This window comes from Pseudomonas sp. DSP3-2-3, from assembly GCF_049898225.1.
Taxonomy (GTDB): domain Bacteria; phylum Pseudomonadota; class Gammaproteobacteria; order Pseudomonadales; family Pseudomonadaceae; genus Aquipseudomonas.
Genome location: NZ_JAFCXH010000037.1, coordinates 1 through 25264, shown reverse-complemented (window position 1 = coordinate 25264; position 25264 = coordinate 1). Strand labels below are relative to the sequence as shown.

The window sequence follows — 25264 nt, the reverse complement described above, 5'->3', positions numbered from 1 at the left end:
CGGCAGCCAAGGGTGAGAATCATATGCTGGCCTCTTGACTTGCTGGTGACAAGCCAAGAGATCCCAACGGACACAATTTGCGACGTTTGCGCAGGCTAGAGCCTTGCGCGCACCTTCAATAGGGTTCGACCGCTTCCTGACAGAGTTGTTTCGCCAACATTCCAAGGGTCATCAAGGCGCGTTCCGCCTCACGATTCCAGGGGACGCCACAGTTGAGGCGAATGCAGTGGTTGAATTGTTCTGTATTGCTGAAGATCAGTCCCGGGGCGATGCTGATGCCTTGTTCAAGCGCCCGTACATGCAGATCCTGCGTATTCACCCTTCCCGGCAAACTCACCCAGAGGATAAACCCACCGGTTGGACGACTCATCTGCGTGCCTTCCGGGAAAAACTGCTGCACAGCCAATTGAAAGGCGCTGAGGTTTTTCCGGTACTCAAGGCGAATGAAGCGCAAATGCCGGTCATAACCGCCGTTTTCAAGGTACGCCGCCACACCCATTTGCGTGACACTGCAAGCTGAATGAGTACTGAATGTCTGGAGTCGCTGAATTTCAGGCTGATACTTGCCAGCAATCATCCAGCCAATACGTACGCCCGGCGACAAGGTCTTGGAGAAGCTGGAGCAGTAAATAACCCGCCCCAATCGATCAAACGCCTTGAGCGCCTTGGTCCGACCCAACTCAAACATCAGCTCGCCATAGATATCGTCTTCAACGATCTGGATATCGAAATCGGAGGCCAGGCGCAGCAGGTGTTTTTGTCGCTCTTCCGGAATGGTGCCGCCCAACGGATTGCTCAACCGCGAGGTCAGGACCAACGCCTTGATCGACCACTGGTTGGCCGCCAACTGTAAGGCTTCCAGGCTGATCCCGGTCGCGGGATCGCTGGGGATTTCAATGACCTTGAGGCCCAGCAGATCCGCCAACTGCAACAGACCGTAATAAGTTGGCGATTCAGCAGCGATCAGATCACCAGGACGCGTCAGAACCCGCAGCGACATTTGCAGGGCATCAACGCAGCCGTGGGTAATCACCACTTCAGATGGATCCACCACGACGCCAGCATCACGCATTCGTATCGCAACCTGACGGCGCAACGGCTCGAATCCCGGGCTGAACATATAGCTGAAAGCACGCGGACTGTGAAAACGGGTGACCTTGGCGATCTGCTGGTGCAAGGCGCGGACCGGCAGGTAGTCGACGTGCGGGACTGCCGCTCCGAGAGGGAACACACCTTCGCGCCGCGATTCCACCAGCACCTGTTGAATGATGCTGCTGCGAGTGACCAGACCCGGCCGCTCGACACGGGCGATATCCGGTGTCGGCGCGGTAAGCGCGGGCGTCTGGTGCACGTAATAGCCTGACTGCGGCCGCGCACGAATCAACCCCTGATCTTCCAGATTCGCATAGGCCTGCAGGACGGTCGCATGGCTGACATTCAGCTGCGAACTCATCTTGCGCACCGACGGAACGCGCTCGCCGGGCTGATAAACACCACGACGAATGTCTTCGGCCAATTGTTGGGCGATTCTTTGGTAAAGCAGAAGATTGGTCATCGAACGGCCTCAATGCTGCCGGCGACTTATTTTTATAGAGGGAAATAAATCGAGTAGTCACCAGAACAGTTTCGAAGTGTACTGGGACAGTTTGCTTATCCGCCAGTCCTGAACCGATTGAATTAAATAATGACCGGGCGTAACGGCCAATTGAAACGCTGAACTGGACAGAAATCCGCTGCTCGATTCTCGGGCAGCGGATTTATTTCAGCGCACAGCGCCCAACCGACCATCGGCGTCAGAAAAGACGATCTCCACACGGCGATTCTGTGCCCTGCCCCGCTCCGAAGCGTTCACTTCCACAGGATACTGAGCCCCATAGCCCTGAACCTGGATGCGCTTGTCATCGACTCCCAAGTCAGTCAACACATCGGCGACCGATTGCGCCCGGTCTTTGGAAAGTTGCAGGTTGGCTTGCTCATCACCGGTGTTATCCGCGTAACCCTCGATGCGTACCACGCGCTGCGGATTGAGCAGCAGAAACTGTACGACCTTGAGCACGGTACGATTCGCCGAGTTCTTGAGTTCAGCATGCCCGGTATCGAACAGAACATCGCCCAAGGTCATGACCAGGCCGCGCTCGGTCTGGGTCGTGGCCAGGCTGACGATCTGGTCTTCAAGCCACTTGCCCTGTTGTTGAGCACTGGCCAGCTTGGCCTCACGCAACGCCAGCTGCAGGCGCTGGCGGTCCATCTCCATCTTGGCAAGACGCTCTTGATTGAGCAGCAGATTGCTGTTTTCCCGCGCGATTTCGCTGTAGCGACTGCTGAGGTAGGCGTAATGCGCGACGTCATCACCGCTGCCCACATAGCTGGAAAGCCGCTCCGCGCGACCCAGCAATTCGCCGGCGCGGATCACATCCCTGGGTGCGCTGCGCAACACGTCGGTGTCTTCGCGAACCTTCTGAAAATCAGCACTGGCCTGCTGCAATGCCTGGCCACTGTTCTGATGACTGGCGCAGCCATAAAGACCCGCCGAGCCCAACAGCAAACCCAGGCTCAACGTACGTGACAGACGATTCATTGAGTCACCCCCAACTGTTTGCGCAAACGATTGAGGCGGGTGTTGAGCTGAGTGATCTGCTCCTGGCTTTTCGCGGTAAGGACGCGCGCCTCGGCCAGCCGCGCATCCAGCTCCGCCTGCTCAGCCTGCATGCGCGCCTGCTTGTAGGATTTGCTGGCCATGTCGGCACGTACCAGGGCGAGCTTTTCTTCGGCGGTGTGCAGCTCGGGCTGCTCGTCGGTGGCGCCGACGGCCTTGGCTTGCTCGACGGCTTTTTCAGTCAGTTTCAGTTGTTCGAGCGGCGCCGGATCACTGGCGCAGCCAACTAGCGCGGCAAGCGCAATAGCGGCAAATAATGGGCGAATACTCACAAAACCATTCCTACTTGTTTGGGGCGCTGACGCTGGCCGGTTGCAGTAGCTGCGCTTTCCAGAGTTCCAGATTGCGCGTCACCGCTTCGCCCGACAGGTCGGAGGCGGCCGATTCTGTCATCTTTTGCGCCAGCTGTCCGCGCAGCCATGAATCGTTGCAGGCCGAGTTGAAAGAAAGCGCGAGGTACAGACCCGGTTTGTCCACGGCTGTCAGTTGAGCAATCAGGTCATGGGAAAGCCCCAAGGTCTGGACCATCGCCATACCGGCATAACGCCCGGCAAAGACGTAATCCACCTGCCCCAACATCAACTTTTGAAAGACCTCGGTCAAGCCAGGCAGCCGCTCGACGCGAAGCTGCTCTTTCACCGCGGCACTGAACGGCGACGTCAGGCGAATCCTTTCCGAAGCCGCGCCCTGAAAGCCGGCAAGATCAGCCAGAGAGCTGAAAGGCTGCACCTGATCACGCCGCTTCCAGAGCATGATGTCGTTATGACTGATCGGCGGATGCACGTAGTCCAGCGAGTCCAGTTCTGCGACATTCAACGGCGCATCCACCAGCAGATCCATGCGCCCGCTGCGCACTTCGTCCAAGGCCTGGCTGCGTTTACCGGCGTACAACAGCTCGACTTTGATGCCAATATCCGCCGCTGCCCGCTTGAGCAAATCCGCGTTTGCACCGATCAGATGTTTCGGATCCTGAGGGTCACGCCACAGAAATGGCGGCGCGTCCGGACTGCCGGTGGCGATCAGGCGCTCACATTTTCCTGCGGCAAAGGTCGCGCTCGGGCCGAGCAGCAAGCCCAGAAGAAGCGATGAAAGCAGCCGCTTGGGCTGACTCATAAGAGCGTCCTTTTTTAAATCCAATAAAAAACCCGCCTATCCAAACCGCACAAGCCCGCAGCAACCCGCCGCAGTGCTCATCCAGCCCGAATAGACGGGTCTCTTTATAAGTGAAGCGTCTGGATTAAACCAGCTTCTCCAGCTCAGGTATTGCTTCGAACAGGTCAGCTACCAGACCGTAATCGGCCACCTGGAAGATCGGCGCTTCTTCGTCCTTGTTGATCGCAACGATCACCTTGGAGTCTTTCATGCCGGCCAGATGCTGGATCGCGCCGGAAATACCGACCGCGATGTACAACTGTGGCGCGACGATCTTGCCAGTCTGACCGACCTGCATGTCGTTGGGTACGAAACCTGCGTCGACCGCAGCGCGGGAAGCGCCTACAGCTGCGCCGAGTTTGTCCGCCAGAGCGTACAGGTGCTTGAAGTTGTCACCGTTCTGCATGCCGCGACCGCCGGATACGACGATTTTGGCAGCGGTCAATTCAGGACGATCAGACTTGGCCAGCTCTTCGCCGACAAAGCTTGATTTGCCTGCGTCGTGAACAGCCGAAACAGCTTCAACCGTAGCCGAGCCACCTTCAGCGGCAACCGGATCGAAACCGGTGGAACGCACGGTGATGACTTTTACCGCAGCGGAGGATTGAACCGTCGCAATGGCATTACCGGCGTAGATCGGACGCTTGAAAGTATCCGGCGATTCAACCGAGATGATTTCGGAGATCTGATCCACATCCAGCTGCGCAGCAACGCGGGGCAGGATGTTTTTGCCGTTGGAAGTTGCCGCAGCCAGGATGTGGCTGTAGCCCGCAGCCAGCTCGACCACCAGCGGTGCGATGTTTTCCGGCAACTGGTGCGCATAGGCCGCATTGTCAGCCGACAGCACTTTGCTCACGCCAGCGATCTTTGCAGCGGCTTCAGCCACAGCGCCTGCGCCAAGTCCGGCAACCAGCACATGGACGTCGCCGCCGATTTTAACGGCAGCAGCCACGGTATTCAGAGTGGCCGGAGCCAGCGTCGCGTTGTCGTGTTCAGCGATTACCAAGATAGTCATGATTAGATTACCTTCGCTTCGTTTTTCAGTTTCTCGACCAGTTCAGCCACCGACTTGACCTTGATGCCCGCGCTGCGTGCAGCCGGTGCTTCGACCTTGAGGGTCGTGGTCGTGGAGGCAGTGGAAACACCCAGAGCGTCCGGAGTCAGGACTTCCAGTGGCTTCTTCTTGGCCTTCATGATGTTCGGCAATGACGCATAACGCGGCTCGTTCAGACGCAGGTCTGTGGTCACGATGGCTGGCAGGCTCAGGGAAACAGTCTGCGCGCCGCCGTCGATTTCACGGGTCACCGCAACCTTGTCGCCACTCACTTCAACTTTCGAAGCGAAGGTGCCCTGACCATAACCGCTCAATGCAGCGAGCATCTGGCCGGTCTGGTTATTATCGCTGTCGATGGCTTGCTTGCCGAGGATCACCAGCTGTGGCTGTTCCTTGGCAACCACAGCATTAAGCAGCTTGGCCACGGCCAGGGAGTTCAGTTCGTCAGCGCATTCAACTAGGATGGCGCGATCGGCACCCAGTGCCAATGCGGTACGCAGTTGCTCCTGAGCGGTGGTCGGGCCGATGGAAACGACGACGATCTCGGTCGCGACACCTTTTTCTTTCAGGCGTACGGCTTCTTCCACTGCGATTTCGCAGAAAGGGTTCATCGACATTTTGACGTTCGCGAGATCGACGCCGGAGTTGTCCGCTTTGACGCGAACCTTGACGTTGTAGTCGACCACTCGTTTGACAGCTACAAGAACCTTCATGGATTCCTCGTTTCTCTCCGGTGAAAAGAAAGTCGCCAGGGTATACCTGGGACTGGCAGCAAAAGCATTCTCGAATACGCTGCGGTCCAGCGCTATTCGTAAAGACCGAAGGGTGGGTTCACAAACCAAAACCACCAAAATCTGGGATAAACGCCCCGGGCCGTACATCTGGCGCACACGGGTGTGTAAACTGCGCACCGCGCGATGACTGACCGTTCCGGGCTTGCAACGCCTTATAAAGCGCAAACAAGCCGAGGATTCGACCACGGCAAGTGCAAACCGCCCGTATCTTGACCGCAACCTGATTTCTGGTCAATACGACAAAACTGCCAGTGATGAGCCGCGCGACCATGATTTATCTGGCCTGCGGATAATTCAAACAAACGTTTGTATTGGACCTGCCGGGTGGTGTAGATATAATGCGCCGCATTTGAAGACGAGCAGGCAGTGAATGCCTCCGCACGTCGGTTTGTACGCTGCATATAAAAAAATACTGATGCCCTGAGTAGGAGATAGCCTGTGGAACGCGAATTTATGGAATTCGACGTAGTCATCGTCGGCGCCGGCCCGGCCGGGCTTTCTGCCGCATGCCGCCTGAAGCAGAAGGCCGCCGAAGCCGGTCAGGAAATCAGCGTCTGCGTGGTCGAAAAAGGCTCCGAAGTGGGCGCGCACATCTTGTCCGGTGCGGTGTTCGAACCGCGCGCCCTGAACGAACTGTTCCCGGACTGGAAAGAACTCGGCGCACCGCTGAATACCCCGGTCACCCGTGATGACATTTATGTCCTGCGCAGCGCCGAAAATTCGGTCAAGGTCCCGGGCTTCTTCACGCCCAAGACCATGCACAACGATGGCAACTACATCATCTCCCTGGGCAATCTGTGCCGCTGGCTGGCCCAGCAGGCTGAAAACCTGGGCGTGGAAATCTATCCGGGCTTCGCTGCCCAGGAAGCGCTGTTCGACGAGAACGGCGTAGTGCGCGGGATCATCACCGGTGATCTGGGCGTGGACCGTGAAGGCCATCCGAAAGAAGGCCTCTTCACCCCCGGCATGGAACTGCGTGGCAAGTACACGCTGTTCGCCGAAGGTTGCCGTGGCCATATCGGCAAGCAACTGATCAAGCGTTTCAACCTCGACAGCGAAGCCGATGCCCAGCATTACGGCATCGGTCTGAAGGAAATCTGGGAAGTCGACCCGGCCAGGCATGAACCAGGCCTGGTCGTGCATACCGCCGGCTGGCCGCTGGATGACGACAATCTGGGCGGTTCCTTCCTTTATCACCTGGAAAACAATCAGGTGGTCGTCGGTTTGATTATCGATCTTTCCTACAGCAACCCGTACCTGTCGCCGTTCGACGAGTTCCAGCGCTACAAGCATCACCCGGTGATCAAGCAATACCTGGAAGGCGGCAAGCGCATCAGCTACGGCGCGCGCGCGATCTGTAAGGGCGGCCTGAATTCCCTGCCGAAAATGGTTTTCCCCGGCGGCGCGCTGATTGGCTGCGATCTGGGCACCTTGAACTTCGCCAAGATCAAAGGCAGCCACACCGCGATGAAGTCCGGCATGCTCGCTGCTGATTCGGTGGCCGAGGCATTGTTGGCTGGCAAGGAAGGTGGCGACGAGCTGCACGCGTATGTTGATTCGTTCAAGGCCAGCTGGCTGTACGAAGAACTGTTCGCCAGCCGCAACTTCGGCCCGGCGCTGCACAAATACGGCGCGATCATGGGCGGTGCGTTCAACTTCCTTGATCAGAACTTCTTCAGCGGCAGGCTACCGTTTACCCTGCACGACACCAAGCCGGATTACGCCTGCATGAAGCTCGCGGCCGACTCGAAGAAGATCGACTACCCGAAACCCGACGGCAAGCTCAGTTTCGACAAGCTCAGCTCGGTGTTCATCTCCGGCACCAACCATGAAGAAGAACAGCCTTGCCACTTGAAGCTGACCGATCCGAGCATCCCGATTGGCACCAACCTGCCGTTGTACGACGAGCCGGCTCAGCGTTACTGCCCCGCTGGCGTTTATGAAGTGGTAACCAAGGAAGACGGCGAGAAGCGCTTCCAGATCAACGCGCAAAACTGCGTGCACTGCAAGACCTGCGACATCAAGGACCCTTCCCAGAACATCACCTGGGTAGCACCTGAAGGCAGCGGCGGCCCGACTTACCCCAATATGTAGGGTGAAGCAGCTGCAAGCTTCCACATACAAGAAAGCCCCTTCGGGGGCTTTTTTGTGCGCGCTCGTCAGGCAGGAATTCTCAGGCTGATGCCCTCTTCACCCGGGCTGCGATTGAAGTACCGTTTGTATTCGCGGCTGAACTGCGAGGTGCTTTGATAGCCCACGCGGTGCGCAACCTGCGCGACACCCAAGCCTTCGGCGACCAGCATCTGCTGCGCCTTGAGCAGGCGCAGGCGCTTGAGGTACTGCACCGGCGACAGCAAGGTGCTGCGTTTGAAATACTCGTGGAAGGTCGAGGCGCTCATGTTCGCCTGACGGGCCAGGATGTCGACATTCAGCGGCTCGTCGTAATGGCTGTGCAAATAGGCCAGGGAAGCGGCGACCCGGGCGAAATGACTCTGCTGGGCTACCAGCGCCCGCAGCACACCGGCCTGGGGTCCACGCAGCGCCGCATACAGAACCTCGCGCAGCCGCGACTGGCCCATCACCTGACACTCAAGTGGATCGTGCAGGCAGCGCAACAAGCGCTCCACACTCTCGCGCATCGGCGCATCCAGCACGGCCGAAGTCATGGATTCCGGCGTCTGGGCCTCGACGATCAGATCGGGCGTCGTGCCCATGGCTTGTACCAGCTCACCGAGCAGCACCCGGTCGATCGCCACCGACACCCCGAACAACGGCGCTTGCGGCGTGGCGAAGGTCTCGCACATGAACGGCACGGAAAGCGCCTGCACCAGATAATGACCAGCGCCATAGTCCAGCGTGCGTGAACCCAGGCTGGCCAGTTTGCCGCCCTGGGCGATGATCATCAGGCTCGGCTCGTAGATTTGCGGGCTGCTGGCAACATAGCTGTGCATCGACACCACGTGCACCTCTGGCAACAGCGTCGATACAAAGCCAGGGCGCGTCGCCAACGGTTTGATCAGGGCGACAAGGGCGGCATTGACATCGGAATGATGGGCTAACGACATGAGACACCGAGCAGAGGATTAGACACCCGCATCATCGCAGATCTCTATCGCGTGCAGGTTGGAGGCAGACGAGTTCCGGAGGATTAGGCATGAATTGCGCAGGAATGACCATGGCCGACACGGCTGCACGCACGGACAATGCCCGACATCTTTACCCGTCAGCATTTCTGTGAGGTTCAACCATGATCAAAGCCATCGGCTATGCCGCCCAATCGGCCACCGCCCCGCTCGCCCCCATGAATTTCGAACGTCGCAGTCCTCGACCGGATGACGTCGCCATCGAAATTCTGTATTGCGGCGTGTGCCACTCCGATATCCATCAGGCGCGCGACGAATGGGGCTTTGCGTCCTACCCGTTGATGCCCGGCCATGAAATCGTCGGTAAAGTCACTGCCGTCGGCGCTGACGTCAGCAAGTACAAAGTCGGCCAGCTGGTTGGCGTTGGCTGCATGGTCGATTCGTGCCGCACCTGCGAAGCCTGTAAAGCCGATCTGGAGAACTACTGCCTGGAAGGCCCGACCCAGACTTACGCCTCCAAGGATCGCATCGATGGCACTCTGACCATGGGCGGCTATTCCAACAGCATCGTGGTCAGCGACCGTTTTGTCGTGAGCATCCCGGAAAAACTGGACCCGGCCGCCGCCGCGCCGATCCTGTGCGCGGGCATCACCACCTATTCGCCACTCAAGCACTTTGGCGTCAAAGCCGGGCATAAAGTGGGCGTACTGGGCATGGGTGGTCTGGGTCACATGGGCATCAAGTTTGCCAAGGCCATGGGCGCCGAAGTGACCTTGTTCACCCGCTCGGCGAGCAAGGCCGAGGAAGGTCGTCGCCAAGGGGCTGATCATGTGATCATTTCCACAGACGACGCACAGATGAAGGCAGCAGCCGGTCACTTCGACTTCCTGCTGGACACCATTCCAGTACAGCACGATCTGAACCCGTACCTGGAAACCCTGCGCTTTGACGGCGTGCATATCCTGGTCGGCCTGATCGAGCCGGTTAACCCACCGGTACATGCAGTGAACCTTGTCATGAAGCGTCGCGTGCTGGCCGGCTCGATGATTGGCGGCATGGCGGAAACCCAGGAAGTGCTGGATTTCTGTGCCGAACATGACATCACCTGCGACATCGAGATGCTGGATATCCAGAACATCAACGAGGCGTTCGAGCGGGTCGTCAAAGGCGATGTGAAGTATCGCTTCGTGATTGATATGGCGACGTTGAAGGTTTAAAGCGCCCTTGTGGGAGCGAGCGAGCTCGCGAAGTAGTTAGTACATCCGGCACTTTTCGGGAGCCTGAAATACTGCCTTCGCGAGCACGCTCGCTCCCACACAAGTTCACTCCTGCAACATCAGCCGCCGAGTTCAGCCGACAGTCGCGCCGCGGTCTGCTTGATCAACGGGACCAGATCGGCCATTTTCTCCAGCGGCATGTAGGGCACGGTACTGGCAATACTGATGCCGGCAATGATCTGTTTACTGGCATCACGAATCGGTGCCGCCACACAGCGGATCGACGGTTCGTTGTCTTCCAGATCGAACGCATAACCGCCTTGCACATACTCGCGCATGCGCTGTCGCAACTCCTCCCACGACTGTTCCTGATGCGCCGGCCAGAGCGGATTCTTGCCGCCTACTGGCAGGCTGACGTCATACAGGCGTTGCCATTCGGATTCGGCACTGTCGAGCAATAACGCCTTGCCGATGCCGGTGCGGAACAACGGCATGCGGTGCCCGACCCGCGAGCGCATTTCCGGACCATTGCGGCCCGGATTCTTGTGCAGGTACAGGACCTCGTCATCGTCGCGGACTGCCAGATGCACGGTGTCGCCGGTCAACTCGGAAAGCTCATCCAGATACGGTCGCGCCAGCATGGCCAGCGGTACTTCTTCGCGTGCCTGAAAACCCAGCTCGATGAGCTTGGGGCCGAGCAGATACCCCACTTGTGGCAGCACCCGCAGATAACGTTCCTCCACCAGGCAACTCGCCAGGCGATGGGTCGTGCTGCGTGTGGTGCCAATCTGCCGGGCGATTTCCTTGAGGTCACGCGCGCCGCCGGCAACCGCCTGGATGACGCCCAGCCCGCGCAGCAGGGTTTGCGTGCCGGTGGGCGCCGAATCCTTCGTGGCGCTGCTGTTTGCAGGATGGTCAGAAACGGGCTGCATATCAGGCCTTATGAGATCAGGAAGCTGGCGGCATTATCGTCGCCAGCTCTTGTGCATGCCAGTGATCAAATTTCGATCCGCTCAACCTTGCCCACCAACAGGATGTAGGACAACGCCCCAATCAACGCCAACACAGCGATATAGGTGATGGCCGGTGCGAAGGAATCCCCGGAGACCAGGAAGCCGATCACGATCGGTGTGGCGATTGCCGACAGGTTACCGATGAAGTTGAAGGTTCCGCCGGTCAGCCCCAGCAAACGCGCCGGAGCCAAGGTTGACACCAGCGACCAGGTGATCGAGGCCAGCCCGTTGCCGAAGAACGCCAATGCCAGAAATGCGATCACCAGCGGCGTCGAGTCAACGAAATTGGCGCCGATGATCGACGTGGAAATCAACAACCCGGCGATGATCGGCAGCTTGCGTGCAAAGCCGACGGTGTGACCACGACGAATCAGCCAGTCGGAGAAGAATCCGGAACATAGCACACCGACAAACGCGGCAAGAAACGGCAGCGAGGCCAGAAGCCCGGACTTGATGAAGTCCATGCCACGGTATTTCACCAGGTAAGTCGGGAACCAGGTGAGGAAGAACCACAGCGTCGAGTTGAGGCAGAATTGCCCCAGATAAATGCCCCACAACTTGCGCTTGGTAAGCACGATACCGAGGTCGAGCCAGCTGAAGCCGCGTTTGTTTTTCTCGGTATCGGCCTGAATATCCACCAACCCGCCACCTTCACGAATCAGCTGGATTTCCGCTTCGTTGACGCCTTTGAAATCCCGTGGCTCGCGATAGACCATGTACCAGATCGCCGCCCAGATAACGCCAACGGCGCCGGTGCTGACAAAGACCATGTGCCAGCCGTATGTCGCCTGCAGCCAGGCCAGCACCGGAGTCAGGAACGCCAGGCCGACAAACTGGCCGGACGTATAAAAGCCGATCGCCGTGGCGCGCTCGCGCTCGGGAAACCAGGTCGTGACCACGCGACTGTTGATTGGATATGCCGGCGCTTCCAGCGCGCCGACCGCCATGCGCAGCACGAACAGCGCAATGAAGCTGGCGGCGAAACCCAGCATGATGGTCGCAATGGACCAGAGCAGCAGCGCGACGGTGTACAGGATGCGCGGCGGCACCCGATCCACCAGCCAGCCGCCGGGCAGTTGCATGGCGGCGTAAGTCCAGCCGAATGCCGAGAAGATCAGCCCGACGTGAATCGGATCGATGCCCAGCTCGCTGGTCAGTGCAGGCGCGGCAATCGACAGGTTGCTGCGGTCCAGATAGTTGATCACCACGGTGATGAACAGCAGCACCATGATGAAGTAGCGTTTACGGCTCGGCGTCACCAAAGACGCCGCGCCTTCAAGGATTCGGGTTGGCATGGAAGTGCCTCTTTTTATGTTTATTGAGGTCTGTAGAGAATTCTGTTGGAGCGAGGAAGTGTGGGAGCGAGCTTGCTCGCGAATGCTCAGTACATCCGGCACTTTTCGGGGCTCAGAAACACTGTCTTCGCGAGCAAGCTCGCTCCCACACAAGTTCGCTCCTACGGTAAGCAGGTCAGGTTCCTACCACTCCGCAAAACTGCCATCGGCATGACGCCAGATCGGGTTGCGCCAGCGGTGGCCGATGGCGGCGCGTTCCTTGACGTATTCCTCGTTGATCTCGATACCCAGGCCCGGGCCGTTGGGGATCTTCACCATGCCTTTGTCGTAGTCGAACACCTCGGGATTCTTGATGTAATCCAGCAGGTCGTTGCTCTCGTTGTAGTGAATGCCCAGACTCTGTTCCTGAATGAACGCGTTGTAGCAGACCGCATCCAGTTGCAGACACGCCGCCAGGGCAATCGGACCGAGCGGACAATGCAGCGCCAGGGCCACGTCGTAGGCTTCGGCCATGTTGGCGATTTTGCGGGTTTCGGTGATGCCGCCGGCATGGGATGCATCCGGCTGGATGATGTCGACGTAGCCTTCGCTCAACACGCGCTTGAAGTCCCAGCGCGAGAACAGCCGCTCGCCCAGGGCAATCGGCGTGCTGGTCAGGGGCGCCAGCTCTTTGAGGGCCTCGTAGTTTTCGCTGAGCACCGGTTCTTCGATGAACATCAGCTTGTACGGGTCCAGCTCTTTCATCAGCACTTTGGCCATGGGCTTATGCACACGGCCATGGAAGTCCACGCCGATGCCGACGTTCGGCCCGACTGCATCGCGCACGGCAGCGACGTTGGCCAGGGCCAGGTCAACCTTGTCAAAGGTGTCGAGGAATTGCAGCTCTTCGGTGCCGTTCATCTTCACTGCGGTAAAACCGCGCTCTACGGCTTCTTTCGCAGCACGGGCAGTATCGGCGGGACGATCACCGCCGATCCACGAATAGACGCGGATCTTGTCCCGCACCTGGCCGCCCAGCAGATCGCTGACCGAAACTCCCAGATGCTTGCCCTTGATGTCCCACAGCGCCTGATCGATACCGGCCAGGGCGCTCATGTGTACCGCGCCGCCCCGATAGAAGCCGCCGCGATACAACACAGTCCAGATGTCTTCGATATTACGCGGGTCTTTGCCGATCAAATAATCGGAGAGTTCCTCGACAGCCGCCGCAACGGTATGCGCGCGGCCTTCAACCACTGGCTCGCCCCAACCAGTGATGCCCTGGTCGGTTTCGATTTTCAGGAAACACCAGCGAGGCGGAACGATAAAAGTCGTGAGTTTGGTGATTTTCATGGGTGCGATTTCTCTTGTTTGAAGTGGGCGTCTAGTGCGCCGATCAGTTCAACGGTCGATCAGTTCAAATAGCGGCGGCAGTCAGTTGCGTCCAGGCCGCGACATACGCCTTGGCCCGCTCGGCAACGTCTTCCGCGCTCATGCCCGGCTTGAACAGCCCCGAGCCCAGGCCGAAGCCTTTAACGCCGGCATCGAGGAAGACTTTCATGTTGTCAGGGCTGATGCCGCCTACCGGGATCAGCGCCGTGCCGGCCGGTAAAACCGCGAGCCAGGCCTTGACCACCGCCGGGCTCATCTGCTCGGCAGGGAACAGCTTGAGCACGTCAGCGCCTTCGGCCAGCGCGGCAAACGCTTCGGTCGGCGTGGCCACGCCCGGCGACAGGAACAACCCGGCAGCCTTGGCCGCGCGCAGTACCTTGGCATCGCTGTGTGGCATGACGATCACCTGACCGCCCGCCTCTTTCACCAGCTCGACTTGCTCCGGCGTCAACACCGTGCCCGCGCCAATCAGGCAATCGGCGGGCAGGCTCTGGCGCAACAGGCGGATGCTGTCGTAGGGCTGCGGGGAGTTGAGCGGTACTTCGATGACACGGAAACCGGCCTGGTACAACACATCGCCAATGGCTGGCGCCTCTTCGGGACGCAAACCACGAAGGATAGCGATCAGACCGTTCTGAACCAGCGCTTGCTTGAGCATTTCAAACCTCTGCTTGAGTGGATGCGAGCAAGCCGGCCTTGACCGCCACTTGCCATAAACCGCGCTCGGTGGCTTGTTCGGCCACCGTCACGTGAAGAAATCCGCAGGCCGTCAGGGCGCGACCATAACGCAGGCACAGTTGCTCACCGCCAATCAGGATGACGGCAGGAAGCACCTCATGATGGTTGCGCTGCAAGCGGGCCAGGGTCGCCAGCTCATGACCGATCAGCAAGCCAGACAGATAATCAGGCTGCGCCGTCGGGGACAGCTGGCCGGTCAGGCCGAGCGTTCGGCAACTGAAGATGGTCGACAGCGGCCCTGCTGCGCCGTCAGCGGACAGCGCAACGGCTACGCCACGATCGAACGCGGCCTCGTCGAAGGCCTCGCTGCGCTGCATGGTGCGGCCGAGAATCGTATGGGCGCTCAACGCGGCGAAGACCTCGCCGGTCATGAAGGTGTCAAAGTGGACAATGCAGCCGTCAGCCGCCTGCACCCATTTCGAATGGCTGCCGGGCAGGCCGATCAGCAAGGGTTTGCGGGTTTCCGCTTCAGGCAGCGCCGCGAGGACGCCGAGGACCTGGGTTTCTTCGCCACGCATGACATTGGGCAGGGCCGAGCGCTGCAAGACACCGGGGATAATGTGGATAGTCACGCCACGCAGGCTGCGTACGTTTTGCAGCGCGGAGCTGAGACCAGCGACACTGGCGGGTGTCTCGCGATACGCCGCCTCGCGCCAGCCTTGGGCGCTGCCGACCATGCCGCAGGCGATCACCGGCAGCTCGGGCTGGGCGGCGAGCCAGTCACCGCAGGCTTCATCCAGCGCCAGTTCAAAACCATCGGTGCACATCACGCCAGCAATCAGCCGCGGTGTGCTGGGCAGTTGCATGATGCCCGCGCTCAGGGAGCGCTGTTCCAGAACCCGGCCGTGTTCGCCGAGTCGATAAGCACGAAGTGAGGTAGTCCCCCAATCGAGCGCGATCAATTGCGCCTGCATCGCTTCACCTATTATTTTTTGAGCAGTGAGTGCGCAGCGACTATAAGCCGATCAAGCAGTAAATCTCAATATGTAATTTCACATCCCATATTTAGGGATTGTTTGTTGTCGGCGAGACTTGCCCGCGAAGGGGTTTCTCTGCGCAGATATCTATCGGCCAAGTGACGCCTTCGCGGGCAAGCCTCGCTCCAACGGGTTGTCTTGCAGATTAACTGGCGCAAAAAAAAGCCGCCTCGGAGGGCGGCTTTTCAGGTCAGCATTGCAAGCGGCGGATCAACGCTCCAGCAGGATGCGCAGCATGCGACGCAACGGCTCGGCGGCGCCCCACAACAGCTGGTCGCCCACGGTGAAGGCGCCCAGGTATTGCGAACCCATGTTCAGCTTGCGCAGACGACCCACCGGAATGCTCATGGTCCCGGTCACGGCCGTCGGGCTGAGTTCCTGGATGCTGGCTTCACGATGGTTCGGCACCAGCTTGACCCAAGGGTTGTGCTGGCTGATCAAACCTTCGATGTCGGCGATTGGCACATCTTTGTTCAGCTTGATGGTCAGCGCCTGACTGTGGCAGCGCATCGAACCGATCCGCACGCAGATGCCATCGACCGGAATCGGGCTCTTGAATCGACCCAGAATCTTGTTGGTCTCGGCCTGGCCTTTCCATTCTTCGCGGCTCTGGCCGTTCGGCAGCTCTTTGTCGATCCACGGAATCAGGCTACCCGCCAACGGCACCCCGAAATTTTCCGTCGGGAAGGCATCGCTGCGCATGGCTGCAGCGACCTTGCGGTCGATGTCCAGAATCGCGCTGGACGGATTGGCCAACTCGTCAGCAACTGCCGCGTGGGTTGCGCCCATCTGCTTGATCAGCTCACGCATGTTCTGCGCGCCGGCACCGGAAGCCGCCTGATAGGTCATGGCGTTCATCCACTCCACCAGACCGGCTTCGAACAACCCGCCCAGGCCCATCAGCATCAGGCTGACCGTGCAGTTGCCGCCAATATAATTCCTGGTGCCCGCGTCGAGCTGCTGATCAATGACCTTGCGGTTCACCGGATCGAGCACGATCACTGCATCGTCCTGCATGCGCAGGCTGGAGGCGGCGTCGATCCAGTAACCCTGCCAACCGGCCTCGCGCAGTTTCGGGAACACCTCATTGGTGTAGTCGCCGCCCTGGCAGGTCAGAATCACGTCAAGGGTTTTCAGCTCGTCGATGCTGTAGGCATCCTTGAGCGGCGCAACGTCCTTGCCCACGGCAGGGCCTTGGCCACCGACGTTGGAGGTGGTGAAGAATACCGGCTCGATCAGATCAAAATCCTGCTCTTCCAGCATCCGCTGCATGAGCACGGAACCGACCATGCCACGCCAACCGATCAGACCTACACGTTTCATCGCAACTACACCTTTTACAAAAAGTGGGCCGCTGCTTTCGATGTCGAAAGTTGCAGCGGGCCCGAGATATTACAGATTGCGCAGCGCGGCGACTACCGCATCGCCCATTTCCTGCGTACCGACTTTGGCATTGCCTGCCGACCAGATATCACCGGTGCGAAGACCTTGATCCAGCACCAGGCTCACGGCCTTCTCGATGGCATCGGCGGCAACGGTCTGGTTGAAGCTGTAACGCAGCATCATCGAGACCGACAGGATAGTCGCCAACGGGTTGGCAATACCTTGTCCGGCGATGTCCGGCGCAGAACCGTGGCACGGCTCGTACATGCCTTTGTTGTTGGCATCCAGCGAAGCCGACGGCAGCATGCCGATGGAACCGGTGAGCATCGACGCTTCGTCGGACAGAATGTCGCCGAACAGGTTATCGGTGACGATCACGTCGAATTGCTTCGGCGCACGCACCAGCTGCATGGCGGCATTGTCGACGTACATGTGACTCAGCTCGACGTCTGGATAATCCTTGGCTACCTGCTCAACCACTTCGCGCCACAGTTGGCTGGAGGCAAGCACGTTGGCCTTGTCCACCGAGCACAGCTTCCTGCCGCGCACACGCGCCATGTCGAAACCGACCCGGGCGATGCGACGGATTTCGCTTTCGCTGTACGGCAGTGTGTCGTAAGCCTGACGCTCGCCGTTTTCCAGCACACGAGTGCCGCGTGGCGCGCCGAAGTAGATCCCGCCGGTCAATTCGCGAACGATCAGGATGTCCAGACCGGCAACGATCTCAGCCTTGAGGCTCGACGCGTCTGCCAGTTGCGGATAGAGGATGGCCGGACGCAGGTTACCGAACAGACCCAGCTGCGCACGAATCTTCAACAGACCGCGTTCTGGACGGATGTCGCGCTCGATGGTGTCCCATTTCGGACCGCCTACCGCGCCAAGCAATACGGCGTCGGCAGCACGGGCGCGATCCAGAGTTTCGTCGGCCAGCGGCACACCATGCTTGTCGATGGCCGCGCCGCCAATCACGTCGTGGCTGAGTTCAAAATCCAGCTGATACTTCTCATTGGCGAGTTCCAGCACCTTGACCGCTTCGGTCATGATTTCCGGACCAATGCCATCACCTGGGAGAATCAGAATCTGCTTGCTCATAACATCCTCAAATTTTTATTGCGGCGCTGTGCATCAGCGCCGCTCTGAAAACTAGCGTTCGGCCCACAACACCAGTACATCGGTACTGAACGAGCCGTCGGCGGCAATCTCGAAATACTCGCGCACTTCGGCGCCCATGGCCTGCTGCAACTCGCGAATGGCCACGCGCAGGGCTTGCGGCGTGCGCATGCGCTCAACCCACGAGCTGTATTCCAGGTGCAGACGCTGACGACTGTGACTGCGCGTGAACAGGCCGGCTTCGCTGACCTGACGCAACCATTCACCTGCCGAATAATCCCGTACATGACTGGTGTCGCGCAGCACTTCGACGGTCTGCAAATAAGTGTCCAGCAGCGGGCTGCCTGGCGACATGACATCAATGAACGCTGCCACACCGCCCGGTTTCAGTACGCGACGCACCTCGCGCAAGGCCAGGCCAAGATCGCTCCAGTGATGCGCCGAATAACGGCTGAACACGAAGTCGAACTCACCGTCCGCGAAGGGCAAACGCTCTGCTGCGCCGCACACGGTGCTGATATTGCCCAGCCCGCGATCCTGCGCGGCAGCGGCGACCACATCGAGCATTTGCTGCGAAAGGTCATACGCTACCACTTCACCAACCGCCGGGGCGACATGAAAGCTCACATGGCCAGCGCCGCACCCCAGATCCAGCACCCGCGCATCGCTGCGCCCCGCCACTTGCGCCTGTAGCAGCGCGAACTCGGTGCCTTGAGCGTGTACGGCACTGCTCAGATAGGCCGCGGCCTGTTCACCGAATTGACGTTGTACGACTTGCGTGTGGGCGGTGGTCATTTAGGTTGTCCTTTGGGTGCTGAATCTGTGGGACCGGCTTTAGCCGGGAAAAGGCCAGCACATTCACTGAAAATCGTTCGTCAGCAATGCCCCTTCCCGGCTAAAGCCGGTCCCACGAGTTCTTTATCAGCCGCGAAACAACCACGGCTGGCTGGCGCGGTGCTTGCTCTCGAAGGTGGCAATTGCCTCGCCGTCCTTGAGCGTCAGTCCGATGTCGTCCAGACCTTCGAGCAGGCAGTGCTTGCGGAACGCGTCGATCTCGAAGCTCAAGACCTTGCCATCCGGGCGCGTTACGGTTTGCGTGGCCAGATCAACATTGAGCTGGTAGCCAGGAGTGGCCTCCACCTGCTGGAACAGTTCATCCACATCGGCTTCGTCGAGAATGATCGGCAACAGGCCGTTCTTGAAGCTGTTGTTGAAGAAGATGTCAGCAAAGCTCGGCGCGATGATTGCGCAGAAACCATATTCTTCCAGAGCCCACGGGGCGTGCTCGCGGCTGGAGCCGCAGCCGAAATTTTCCCGGGCCAGCAATACGCTGGCGCCTTGATAACGCGCGTCGTTGAGCACGAAATCCGGATTCAGCGGACGCTTGGAGTTGTCCTGATACGGTTGCCCGATATCCAGGTAACGCCACTCATCGAACAGGTTCGGGCCAAAACCCGTGCGCTTGATCGACTTCAAGAACTGCTTGGGAATGATCTGATCGGTATCGACGTTGGCACGATCCAGAGGAGCGACAAGGCCGGTGTGCTGAGTAAAGGCTTTCATGCTGGGCTCCTTAGTGCTGAATCAAGTCACGGACGTCGACGAAACGACCATTCACGGCGGCTGCGGCAGCCATCGCCGGGCTGACCAGGTGCGTACGGCCACCGGCGCCTTGACGACCTTCGAAGTTGCGGTTCGACGTGGAAGCGCAGTGCTCGCCGCTTTCCAGGCGATCCGGGTTCATCGCCAGACACATAGAGCAGCCTGGCTCACGCCATTCGAAACCGGCCTCGATGAAGATCTTGTCCAGACCTTCCTTCTCGGCTTGCGCCTTGACCAGGCCCGAGCCCGGCACGACGATCGCCTGCTTGATGGTCGAGGCGACTTTGCGGCCCTTGGCGATGTCCGCCGCCGCACGCAAGTCTTCGATCCGCGAGTTGGTGCAGGAACCAATGAACACGCGATCCAGCTGGATATCGGTGATCGCCTGATTGGCCTTGAGGCCCATGTATTTCAAGGCACGCTCGATGGAGTCGCGCTTGACCAGATCCGCTTCCTTGGCCGGGTCCGGGACATTCTGATCCACGGCAAGGACCATTTCCGGAGACGTGCCCCAGCTGACTTGCGGTTTGATCTGGGCAGCGTCGAGGGTCACCACGGTGTCGAAGTGCGCATCGGCGTCGGAAACCAGATCTTTCCAGGCTTCGACCGCCATGTCCCATTGCTCGCCTTTGGGTGCGAAAGGACGACCCTTGACGTAGGCAACGGTCTTTTCATCGGTAGCCACAAGGCCAACCCGCGCCCCGGCTTCGATGGACATGTTGCAGATGGTCATGCGCCCTTCCACCGACAAATCGCGGATCGCGCTGCCGGCAAATTCAATGGCGTGGCCATTGCCGCCAGCGGTACCAATCTTGCCGATCACGGCCAGGACGATGTCTTTGGCGGTCACGCCGAATGGCAGCTTGCCTTCGACCGACACCAGCATGTTTTTCATTTTCTTGGCGACCAGACACTGGGTGGCGAGCACGTGCTCAACCTCGGAAGTGCCGATGCCGTGGGCCAATGCGCCAAATGCGCCGTGGGTCGAAGTGTGCGAGTCGCCACAAACGACGGTCATGCCCGGCAAGGTTGCGCCCTGCTCGGGACCGATCACGTGAACGATGCCCTGGCGCACGTCATTCATCTTGAATTCGGTGATGCCATATTCATCGCAGTTGTCGTCCAGGGTCTGAACCTGCAGGCGGGATACCTGATCGGCAATGGCTTCGATGCCGCCCTTGCGCTCAGGGGTGGTCGGTACGTTGTGGTCCGGGGTCGCGATGTTGGCATCGATCCGCCATGGCTTACGCCCGGCCAGACGCAGACCTTCGAAGGCTTGCGGCGAAGTCACTTCGTGGATGATGTGACGATCGATATAAATCAGCGACGAGCCATCGTCCCGTCGCTTGACTTCGTGGGCTTCCCAGAGCTTGTCGTACAGCGTCTTGCCGGTCATTGGCACATCCTCATCAGCGTATTTCTATGCTTTGGGCAATCGACTCGATGACCCTTTAGCTTGTGCGGACATGCTATGGAATATGCTTAAATAACTCAAATTCATATTTTTTATGCTTTGGATAACCAACTGGAATCTGAGAATGGATCTCGCCAACCTCAACGCTTTTATCGCCATTGCCGAAACCGGTAGCTTCTCCGGCGCAGGCGAACGCCTGCACCTGACCCAACCGGCGATCAGCAAACGGATCGCAGGTCTGGAGCAGCAACTGAAGGTGCGTTTGTTCGACCGCTTGGGCCGTGAAGTCAGCCTGACAGAAGCCGGAAGAGCCTTGCTGCCGAGGGCTTACCAAATCATCGATGTGCTGGAGGACACCCGCCGCGCGCTGACCAATCTCACCGGTGAAGTGACCGGACGCCTGACGCTCGCCACCAGCCACCACATCGGCCTGCATCGGCTTCCTCCTCTATTAAGGGAATTCACGCGCCTGTACCCACTGGTGGCGCTGGATATTCAGTTTCTCGATTCGGAAGTGGCCTACGAAGAAATTCTCCACGGACGCGCCGAGCTGGCAGTGATCACCCTCGCACCTGATCCTCACCACCTGATCAAGGCCGTGCCGGTATGGGAAGACCCGCTGGACTTTGTTGCAGCACCGGAACACCCGCTGGCCAACAGCGGCCCGATGACGCTGCAGAACATTGTTCGCTACCCGGCGGTATTCCCCGGCAACAACACCTTTACCCACCATATCGTCAGCGGCCTTTGCGAAGCGCAGGGCCTCAAACCCGATATCGCCATGAGCACCAATTATCTGGAGACGATCAAAATGATGGTTTCCATCGGCCTCGCCTGGAGCGTACTGCCGCGCACGATGCTGGATGAACAAGTGGCGCGCATTCCCCTGCCCGGCATCCAGCTCACCCGGCATCTGGGCTACATCCTGCATACCGAGCGCACGCTGTCCAATGCGGCGCGGGCGTTTATGGGGTTGTTGGATGGGCAGGTCGGCGAATCCTGAATACGCTGTCACAGTTGACGAGGGTAAAGACAACCGATGCCTACAGACAGGAAAGCACCAGGCGCCCTTGACCGGGCGCCTGAAGCGAACACGGCTTAGTCTCTGAGACCGAAGCCATGAGCGGTTTCACCTGCCCGGCCAATGGGACCAGACGACTCGCCCTTCCAGACGCTCTCATCAGCAAGCGACTGGGTTTTGCCATCGTCAGGCCAGAATGACACACGCTGGTAACCATCTGTAGTTGAGGTCCATACCCTTCGGTCCCATGCTCCCCCACTTCCTTCAAGATAAGGAAGATTCAACTTGCCACTACTCAGGGTCCGCATCGTTTTCCATTCGTCCAGGGTAGGAATTCGCAACCCGTTTTGCCTGGCGTCCTTGTTGCACGCCTCATACGTATGGAAGCCTACAGGTATCTTCTCAAGCGCATGGACACCGGTAACGATAACCCGGTACGTCACCGTCGCCCCATCCTGATCCGTCACCGTAATGATCGCGACTCCATTACGCAGGGCGCTGACTTTTCCCGATCCGGCATCGACCCGAGCAACCGCAGGGTTACTGGACGAATACCGATATGGAGGACGGCCACCCGTCGCAGTGCGAATCGCCGTCGATTTGCTGGTGGGATTGGCACGATACGCGTCATCAATCAGCGCAAAATACCCGCCCAGATTGAGATCATGCGAAGCGATACTCAGCGTAGTCCCAGGTTGGGCACCCGGCTGTCTGATCTCGACTTCATACGCTGGAAACAGGCGAGCCTCAGTTTCATCGACGTCTCCATCCCATGCCACTTTGAACACGACCTTCAGACGGCTGCCATTCTTGAGCCGAGCAAACTCACTTTTGGCACTGGTGAAGCTGAGGCTACGCTGGACCTCAGCATCACTTAAGCCAGTTGCATGTGCGATGGTTACGACCAAGGGGGTACCGTCAGCGGCAACCCCTTCGAGCCTCAGCCAGACCCTTTGTCCTGGAGCGATATGCGGCCAACGCTCAATCACGACGTTGATCGGGTCAGCGGCAGTGGAAAGGTCCAGCACGCCGTTAGGCGCCTGAGTAATTCGCGGCACAGTCAACTCTTCGTCGTAAAAACCAAGTTCGAGGATTAACCGGCTGGGTGAGTAGATAACTGTGGATTGGGAAGCTCGAATGACTTCATATGACACCAGAACGCGGTAATCCACAGAGTAAGCGACCGCACTGGCCGGGACCTTGACCGAAAGCGGGCCCACCTTGCTGACTGTCACAGGAATACTGACGGTTCCGGGCCCTGGCCCGCCATCCCAGGTAACCTTGATCTGATCCCCGATCGCCATCGCCGGGTATGCAGGTACTTCGACCGTCGCGCCATCCAGCGCCTGCATCGGGTCGAGCTCGTCATCCTCGTTCGCTTCAATGACTCTGGGCGGCAATAGTTGATCGCCAGTGAGCGGCCCTACTCTGATATTCGTGTATGGCGATTCCAGATAAGTGGGCTCGGGATCTCCCGGACGCTTGATGACGTAATAGATCGATGCACGTTTATTGACGGAGCTGTCCACCAAACTGGCCGGCGCGGTAAAAGTCAGATCCGAGTCGACGTTTTCCGCTGTCACAACCTGCGTACCGATCAGCTGACTGTCCTGCTCCCCCTCAATCCGCCAGTAGACACTGACTTCATCGCCTGCCTGAGTAGCGGCGAACGGCACAACAAGCGTTGCATCCTTGACCGGAGTTGTATCCAGAACCCCGTCCGCAGCTTCCTTGACCTCTATCAGTCCAAGCCCTCCGGACTGAGTAAATGCCTGTTGCTCCTCGGCGGTACCCACGAAAAAATTCAGATCTGGTGATCGCAGGGTGACCGTTCGCCCGTTAATGAGACGAGTAATGGTGTAATAGACTTTAACCAACCGCCTTCTATTTGGGCTGATAACATTTTCATATACGTCAAATTTCAGATCGCCATTGACGTTACGCGCAGTCACCGGCAACCGATCTCGCAGACTTCCGACTTCTCCCGCACCCACCCAATAAAAATTGACCATATCCCCCACCAACGTTGCTGCAGGAGGGATATGAACGAAAACTTTTTCTGTATAAGAGCCAGGCTCAAGACGCCCCTCTTTGACCTCATTGATGAAAGGAGGTAATGCGACCAGGCTAGGTCCCACACGCAGAGTGATAACTTTTGAGATATAGGCCTGCTCGGGTTGCCCTCGATAAACTACATAGTGGACCGTCATGACATCACCGGTAAGAGGAACAAGGTCTGCTTGTTTCCACTGAAACCTCAATGGGCGATTTCTCAGATTGCTATCGCTGATAGGAATATCTTCAACCGGATTACCATTACGGTAAACTTCAACGATATCGCCAAGTGCCATTGCTGGATAATCAACTGTCACCGTAGCAAATCGATTGCCTTGGGTGCCGCCAAGTTTTTCCGGGTCTAGCGAGTCGCCCACGGCCTCGACTACCTGAGGCGCTTCCAGGATGAGCCCATCGATGGATATTTCCAGTGCAGGCGAATGCAGAATCTTCCCCGGCTCCTGTGAATTGGGCCCTTGGGTTACCTGATAGGAAAAAAAAGCTTTACTACCCGCCAGCGCTTTAACCTTATCGGAAGGCACTTGAAATTCAAATGCCCGCGCAGGGGATCGATTGGTAACTTTCAACGCCTGGGACCAGCTGACTTCTACACCCTTACTGTCAACCCCCCGCCATAACACATCAATTTCATCACCATCATTAAAGTTGTTGCGCTCAACAGGCGCGCCGCGCTCATCTACACCCATAGTTGCAGCGGGCACCATCGCCGCCAGACTTCTGTCACCAAGCCTGCTCAGCCTGATTAAACTTTCACCCCCCACAGAATTAACTTCCATTAACTCTACGAGCAAACTCGGAGCATTCACTGCCACAGGAAACCCAGCCATTACATCCTCCTTGATTTGAAGCCAACCCTTGATACGACATCGGAAATAGCTACAAAATCTGATTTATCAACAAAGCATTAATTACAGCCCGCGGAAAACTGTATAAATCTGTCGCCAATAAAATAGTCATCCAGGCTGAAACTACCCGTTCAACGAGTTAAGAATACACCCGATAGATACCGCTGCATTACAACGTTGGAATATCCCTTCAACAATTAATTTCGCCCGGCGATAAACCCCAATAGCGCTGAAATCCGAAACGCTCTCATGACGCAGACGGGCGAAAAAACGCACCACGCCCCGAGGATTGGCGAGATCAACTTCGACAGGTAATTAAAACCACAACTGAAAAAGGCGCCCGAACAGACTGTGTGAAAACCTAGCAATCCGCCCGAAGGTTTAGGAAAATGCCCCGTATCGAAAGATACGGGGCATTTTTTCGTTATGGCCTACATCCAAGGCGAGTCGCGCAGCCAGACCA

At 58.4% G+C, this 25264-nt stretch carries 21 protein-coding genes; 3 read left to right on the top strand and 18 right to left on the bottom strand.

From position 1 onward, the window contains the following. Positions 1 to 115: 115 nt before the first annotated feature. The 6 genes from ACP7E4_RS27030 to ACP7E4_RS27005 all read right to left on the bottom strand — a co-directional run bounded on the left by ACP7E4_RS27030 (position 116) and on the right by ACP7E4_RS27005 (position 5575). The gene (locus ACP7E4_RS27030; RefSeq protein WP_065834538.1) at positions 116 to 1555 is read right to left on the bottom strand and encodes a PLP-dependent aminotransferase family protein; all 1440 of its coding nucleotides are present in this window, start codon (positions 1553 to 1555) and stop codon (positions 116 to 118) included. A 207-nt stretch (positions 1556 to 1762) separates the two neighbouring features. Then, positions 1763 to 2578: an OmpA family protein gene (locus tag ACP7E4_RS27025; RefSeq protein WP_426118847.1), complete on the bottom strand. Its 816-nt coding sequence runs from the start codon at positions 2576 to 2578 to the stop codon at positions 1763 to 1765. Further along, entirely contained in the window at positions 2575 to 2928 is a 354-nt protein-coding gene (locus tag ACP7E4_RS27020; RefSeq protein WP_426118848.1) for a DUF4398 domain-containing protein, read from the bottom strand. The genes ACP7E4_RS27025 and ACP7E4_RS27020 overlap by 4 nt, the downstream gene beginning before the upstream one ends. A 10-nt stretch (positions 2929 to 2938) precedes the next feature. Continuing rightward, complete coding sequence (locus tag ACP7E4_RS27015) at positions 2939 to 3769, bottom strand: substrate-binding periplasmic protein (RefSeq protein ID WP_426118849.1); 831 nt, start codon at positions 3767 to 3769, stop codon at positions 2939 to 2941. Positions 3770 to 3893: 124 nt separating this feature from the next. Continuing rightward, positions 3894 to 4823 carry an electron transfer flavoprotein subunit alpha/FixB family protein gene (locus tag ACP7E4_RS27010; protein ID WP_426118851.1) on the bottom strand — a complete coding sequence of 310 codons (930 nt, stop codon included), beginning with the start codon at positions 4821 to 4823 and terminating at the stop codon, positions 3894 to 3896. Positions 4824 to 4825: 2 nt separating this feature from the next. Further along, positions 4826 to 5575 (bottom strand): electron transfer flavoprotein subunit beta/FixA family protein, encoded by a 750-nt coding sequence (locus tag ACP7E4_RS27005; RefSeq protein WP_426118853.1) that lies wholly within the window; start codon positions 5573 to 5575, stop codon positions 4826 to 4828. Between the two features lie 519 nt (positions 5576 to 6094). Between ACP7E4_RS27005 and ACP7E4_RS27000 the strand changes: the two genes are divergently transcribed. Next, complete coding sequence (locus ACP7E4_RS27000; protein WP_426118854.1) at positions 6095 to 7750, top strand: electron transfer flavoprotein-ubiquinone oxidoreductase; 1656 nt, start codon at positions 6095 to 6097, stop codon at positions 7748 to 7750. A 65-nt stretch (positions 7751 to 7815) separates the two neighbouring features. Here the strand turns inward: ACP7E4_RS27000 and ACP7E4_RS26995 are convergent, their stop codons facing one another. Next, positions 7816 to 8721, bottom strand: a complete 906-nt coding sequence (locus tag ACP7E4_RS26995) for an AraC family transcriptional regulator N-terminal domain-containing protein (protein ID WP_426118855.1) — start codon at positions 8719 to 8721, stop codon at positions 7816 to 7818. A 182-nt stretch (positions 8722 to 8903) separates the two neighbouring features. On the opposite strand from ACP7E4_RS26995, the gene ACP7E4_RS26990 reads away from it, so the two are divergent. Further along, positions 8904 to 9956, top strand: coding sequence for an NAD(P)-dependent alcohol dehydrogenase (locus ACP7E4_RS26990; RefSeq protein ID WP_426118856.1), 1053 nt, complete (start codon positions 8904 to 8906; stop codon positions 9954 to 9956). Between the two features lie 119 nt (positions 9957 to 10075). Here the strand turns inward: ACP7E4_RS26990 and ACP7E4_RS26985 are convergent, their stop codons facing one another. The 10 genes from ACP7E4_RS26985 to leuC all read right to left on the bottom strand — a co-directional run bounded on the left by ACP7E4_RS26985 (position 10076) and on the right by leuC (position 20841). Next, a complete protein-coding gene (locus ACP7E4_RS26985) occupies positions 10076 to 10888 on the bottom strand; it encodes an IclR family transcriptional regulator (protein WP_426118858.1) in 813 nt (270 codons plus the stop codon). A gap of 65 nt (positions 10889 to 10953) precedes the next feature. Then, positions 10954 to 12264 carry an MFS transporter gene (locus ACP7E4_RS26980; RefSeq protein ID WP_426118860.1) on the bottom strand — a complete coding sequence of 437 codons (1311 nt, stop codon included), beginning with the start codon at positions 12262 to 12264 and terminating at the stop codon, positions 10954 to 10956. 183 nt (positions 12265 to 12447) lie between these two features. Next, complete coding sequence (dgoD, locus tag ACP7E4_RS26975; protein WP_020290348.1) at positions 12448 to 13596, bottom strand: galactonate dehydratase; 1149 nt, start codon at positions 13594 to 13596, stop codon at positions 12448 to 12450. A 64-nt stretch (positions 13597 to 13660) separates the two neighbouring features. Next, positions 13661 to 14293 (bottom strand): 2-dehydro-3-deoxy-6-phosphogalactonate aldolase, encoded by a 633-nt coding sequence (locus ACP7E4_RS26970; RefSeq protein ID WP_426118862.1) that lies wholly within the window; start codon positions 14291 to 14293, stop codon positions 13661 to 13663. 1 nt (position 14294) lies between these two features. Next, positions 14295 to 15287 carry a 2-dehydro-3-deoxygalactonokinase gene (locus ACP7E4_RS26965; RefSeq protein ID WP_426118864.1) on the bottom strand — a complete coding sequence of 331 codons (993 nt, stop codon included), beginning with the start codon at positions 15285 to 15287 and terminating at the stop codon, positions 14295 to 14297. 273 nt (positions 15288 to 15560) lie between these two features. Continuing rightward, complete coding sequence (gene asd / locus ACP7E4_RS26960) at positions 15561 to 16673, bottom strand: aspartate-semialdehyde dehydrogenase (protein WP_065834524.1); 1113 nt, start codon at positions 16671 to 16673, stop codon at positions 15561 to 15563. 69 nt (positions 16674 to 16742) lie between these two features. After that, positions 16743 to 17825 carry a 3-isopropylmalate dehydrogenase gene (gene leuB, locus ACP7E4_RS26955; protein WP_426118866.1) on the bottom strand — a complete coding sequence of 361 codons (1083 nt, stop codon included), beginning with the start codon at positions 17823 to 17825 and terminating at the stop codon, positions 16743 to 16745. 51 nt (positions 17826 to 17876) lie between these two features. Continuing rightward, complete coding sequence (locus tag ACP7E4_RS26950) at positions 17877 to 18638, bottom strand: class I SAM-dependent methyltransferase (protein WP_426118868.1); 762 nt, start codon at positions 18636 to 18638, stop codon at positions 17877 to 17879. A 126-nt stretch (positions 18639 to 18764) separates the two neighbouring features. After that, a complete protein-coding gene (gene leuD, locus ACP7E4_RS26945; protein ID WP_020290342.1) occupies positions 18765 to 19406 on the bottom strand; it encodes a 3-isopropylmalate dehydratase small subunit in 642 nt (213 codons plus the stop codon). A 10-nt stretch (positions 19407 to 19416) separates the two neighbouring features. Beyond that, complete coding sequence (leuC, locus tag ACP7E4_RS26940; protein ID WP_426118870.1) at positions 19417 to 20841, bottom strand: 3-isopropylmalate dehydratase large subunit; 1425 nt, start codon at positions 20839 to 20841, stop codon at positions 19417 to 19419. A 142-nt stretch (positions 20842 to 20983) separates the two neighbouring features. On the opposite strand from leuC, the gene ACP7E4_RS26935 reads away from it, so the two are divergent. Beyond that, positions 20984 to 21862, top strand: coding sequence for a LysR family transcriptional regulator (locus ACP7E4_RS26935; protein ID WP_426118871.1), 879 nt, complete (start codon positions 20984 to 20986; stop codon positions 21860 to 21862). 95 nt (positions 21863 to 21957) lie between these two features. On the opposite strand, the gene ACP7E4_RS26930 is transcribed toward ACP7E4_RS26935, so the two are convergent. After that, positions 21958 to 24783 carry an Ig-like domain-containing protein gene (locus ACP7E4_RS26930; protein ID WP_426118873.1) on the bottom strand — a complete coding sequence of 942 codons (2826 nt, stop codon included), beginning with the start codon at positions 24781 to 24783 and terminating at the stop codon, positions 21958 to 21960. Between the last annotated feature and the right edge of the window lie 481 nt (positions 24784 to 25264).

Bases quoted from the DNA above. Each gene is read 5' to 3' on its own strand.
- ACP7E4_RS27030 (WP_065834538.1), bottom strand. From the start codon at position 1,555: ATGACCAATCTTCTGCTTTACCAAAGAATCGCCCAACAATTGGCCGAA.
- ACP7E4_RS27025 (WP_426118847.1), bottom strand. From the start codon at position 2,578: ATGAATCGTCTGTCACGTACGTTGAGCCTGGGTTTGCTGTTGGGCTCG.
- ACP7E4_RS27015 (WP_426118849.1), bottom strand. From the start codon at position 3,769: ATGAGTCAGCCCAAGCGGCTGCTTTCATCGCTTCTTCTGGGCTTGCTG.
- ACP7E4_RS27010 (WP_426118851.1), bottom strand. From the start codon at position 4,823: ATGACTATCTTGGTAATCGCTGAACACGACAACGCGACGCTGGCTCCG.
- ACP7E4_RS27005 (WP_426118853.1), bottom strand. From the start codon at position 5,575: ATGAAGGTTCTTGTAGCTGTCAAACGAGTGGTCGACTACAACGTCAAG.
- ACP7E4_RS26995 (WP_426118855.1), bottom strand. From the start codon at position 8,721: ATGTCGTTAGCCCATCATTCCGATGTCAATGCCGCCCTTGTCGCCCTG.
- ACP7E4_RS26990 (WP_426118856.1), top strand. From the start codon at position 8,904: ATGATCAAAGCCATCGGCTATGCCGCCCAATCGGCCACCGCCCCGCTC.
- ACP7E4_RS26985 (WP_426118858.1), bottom strand. From the start codon at position 10,888: ATGCAGCCCGTTTCTGACCATCCTGCAAACAGCAGCGCCACGAAGGAT.
- ACP7E4_RS26980 (WP_426118860.1), bottom strand. From the start codon at position 12,264: ATGCCAACCCGAATCCTTGAAGGCGCGGCGTCTTTGGTGACGCCGAGC.
- dgoD (WP_020290348.1), bottom strand. From the start codon at position 13,596: ATGAAAATCACCAAACTCACGACTTTTATCGTTCCGCCTCGCTGGTGT.
- ACP7E4_RS26970 (WP_426118862.1), bottom strand. From the start codon at position 14,293: ATGCTCAAGCAAGCGCTGGTTCAGAACGGTCTGATCGCTATCCTTCGT.
- ACP7E4_RS26965 (WP_426118864.1), bottom strand. From the start codon at position 15,287: ATGCAGGCGCAATTGATCGCGCTCGATTGGGGGACTACCTCACTTCGT.
- asd (WP_065834524.1), bottom strand. From the start codon at position 16,673: ATGAAACGTGTAGGTCTGATCGGTTGGCGTGGCATGGTCGGTTCCGTG.
- leuB (WP_426118866.1), bottom strand. From the start codon at position 17,825: ATGAGCAAGCAGATTCTGATTCTCCCAGGTGATGGCATTGGTCCGGAA.
- ACP7E4_RS26950 (WP_426118868.1), bottom strand. From the start codon at position 18,638: ATGACCACCGCCCACACGCAAGTCGTACAACGTCAATTCGGTGAACAG.
- leuD (WP_020290342.1), bottom strand. From the start codon at position 19,406: ATGAAAGCCTTTACTCAGCACACCGGCCTTGTCGCTCCTCTGGATCGT.
- leuC (WP_426118870.1), bottom strand. From the start codon at position 20,841: ATGACCGGCAAGACGCTGTACGACAAGCTCTGGGAAGCCCACGAAGTC.
- ACP7E4_RS26935 (WP_426118871.1), top strand. From the start codon at position 20,984: ATGGATCTCGCCAACCTCAACGCTTTTATCGCCATTGCCGAAACCGGT.
- ACP7E4_RS26930 (WP_426118873.1), bottom strand. From the start codon at position 24,783: ATGGCTGGGTTTCCTGTGGCAGTGAATGCTCCGAGTTTGCTCGTAGAG.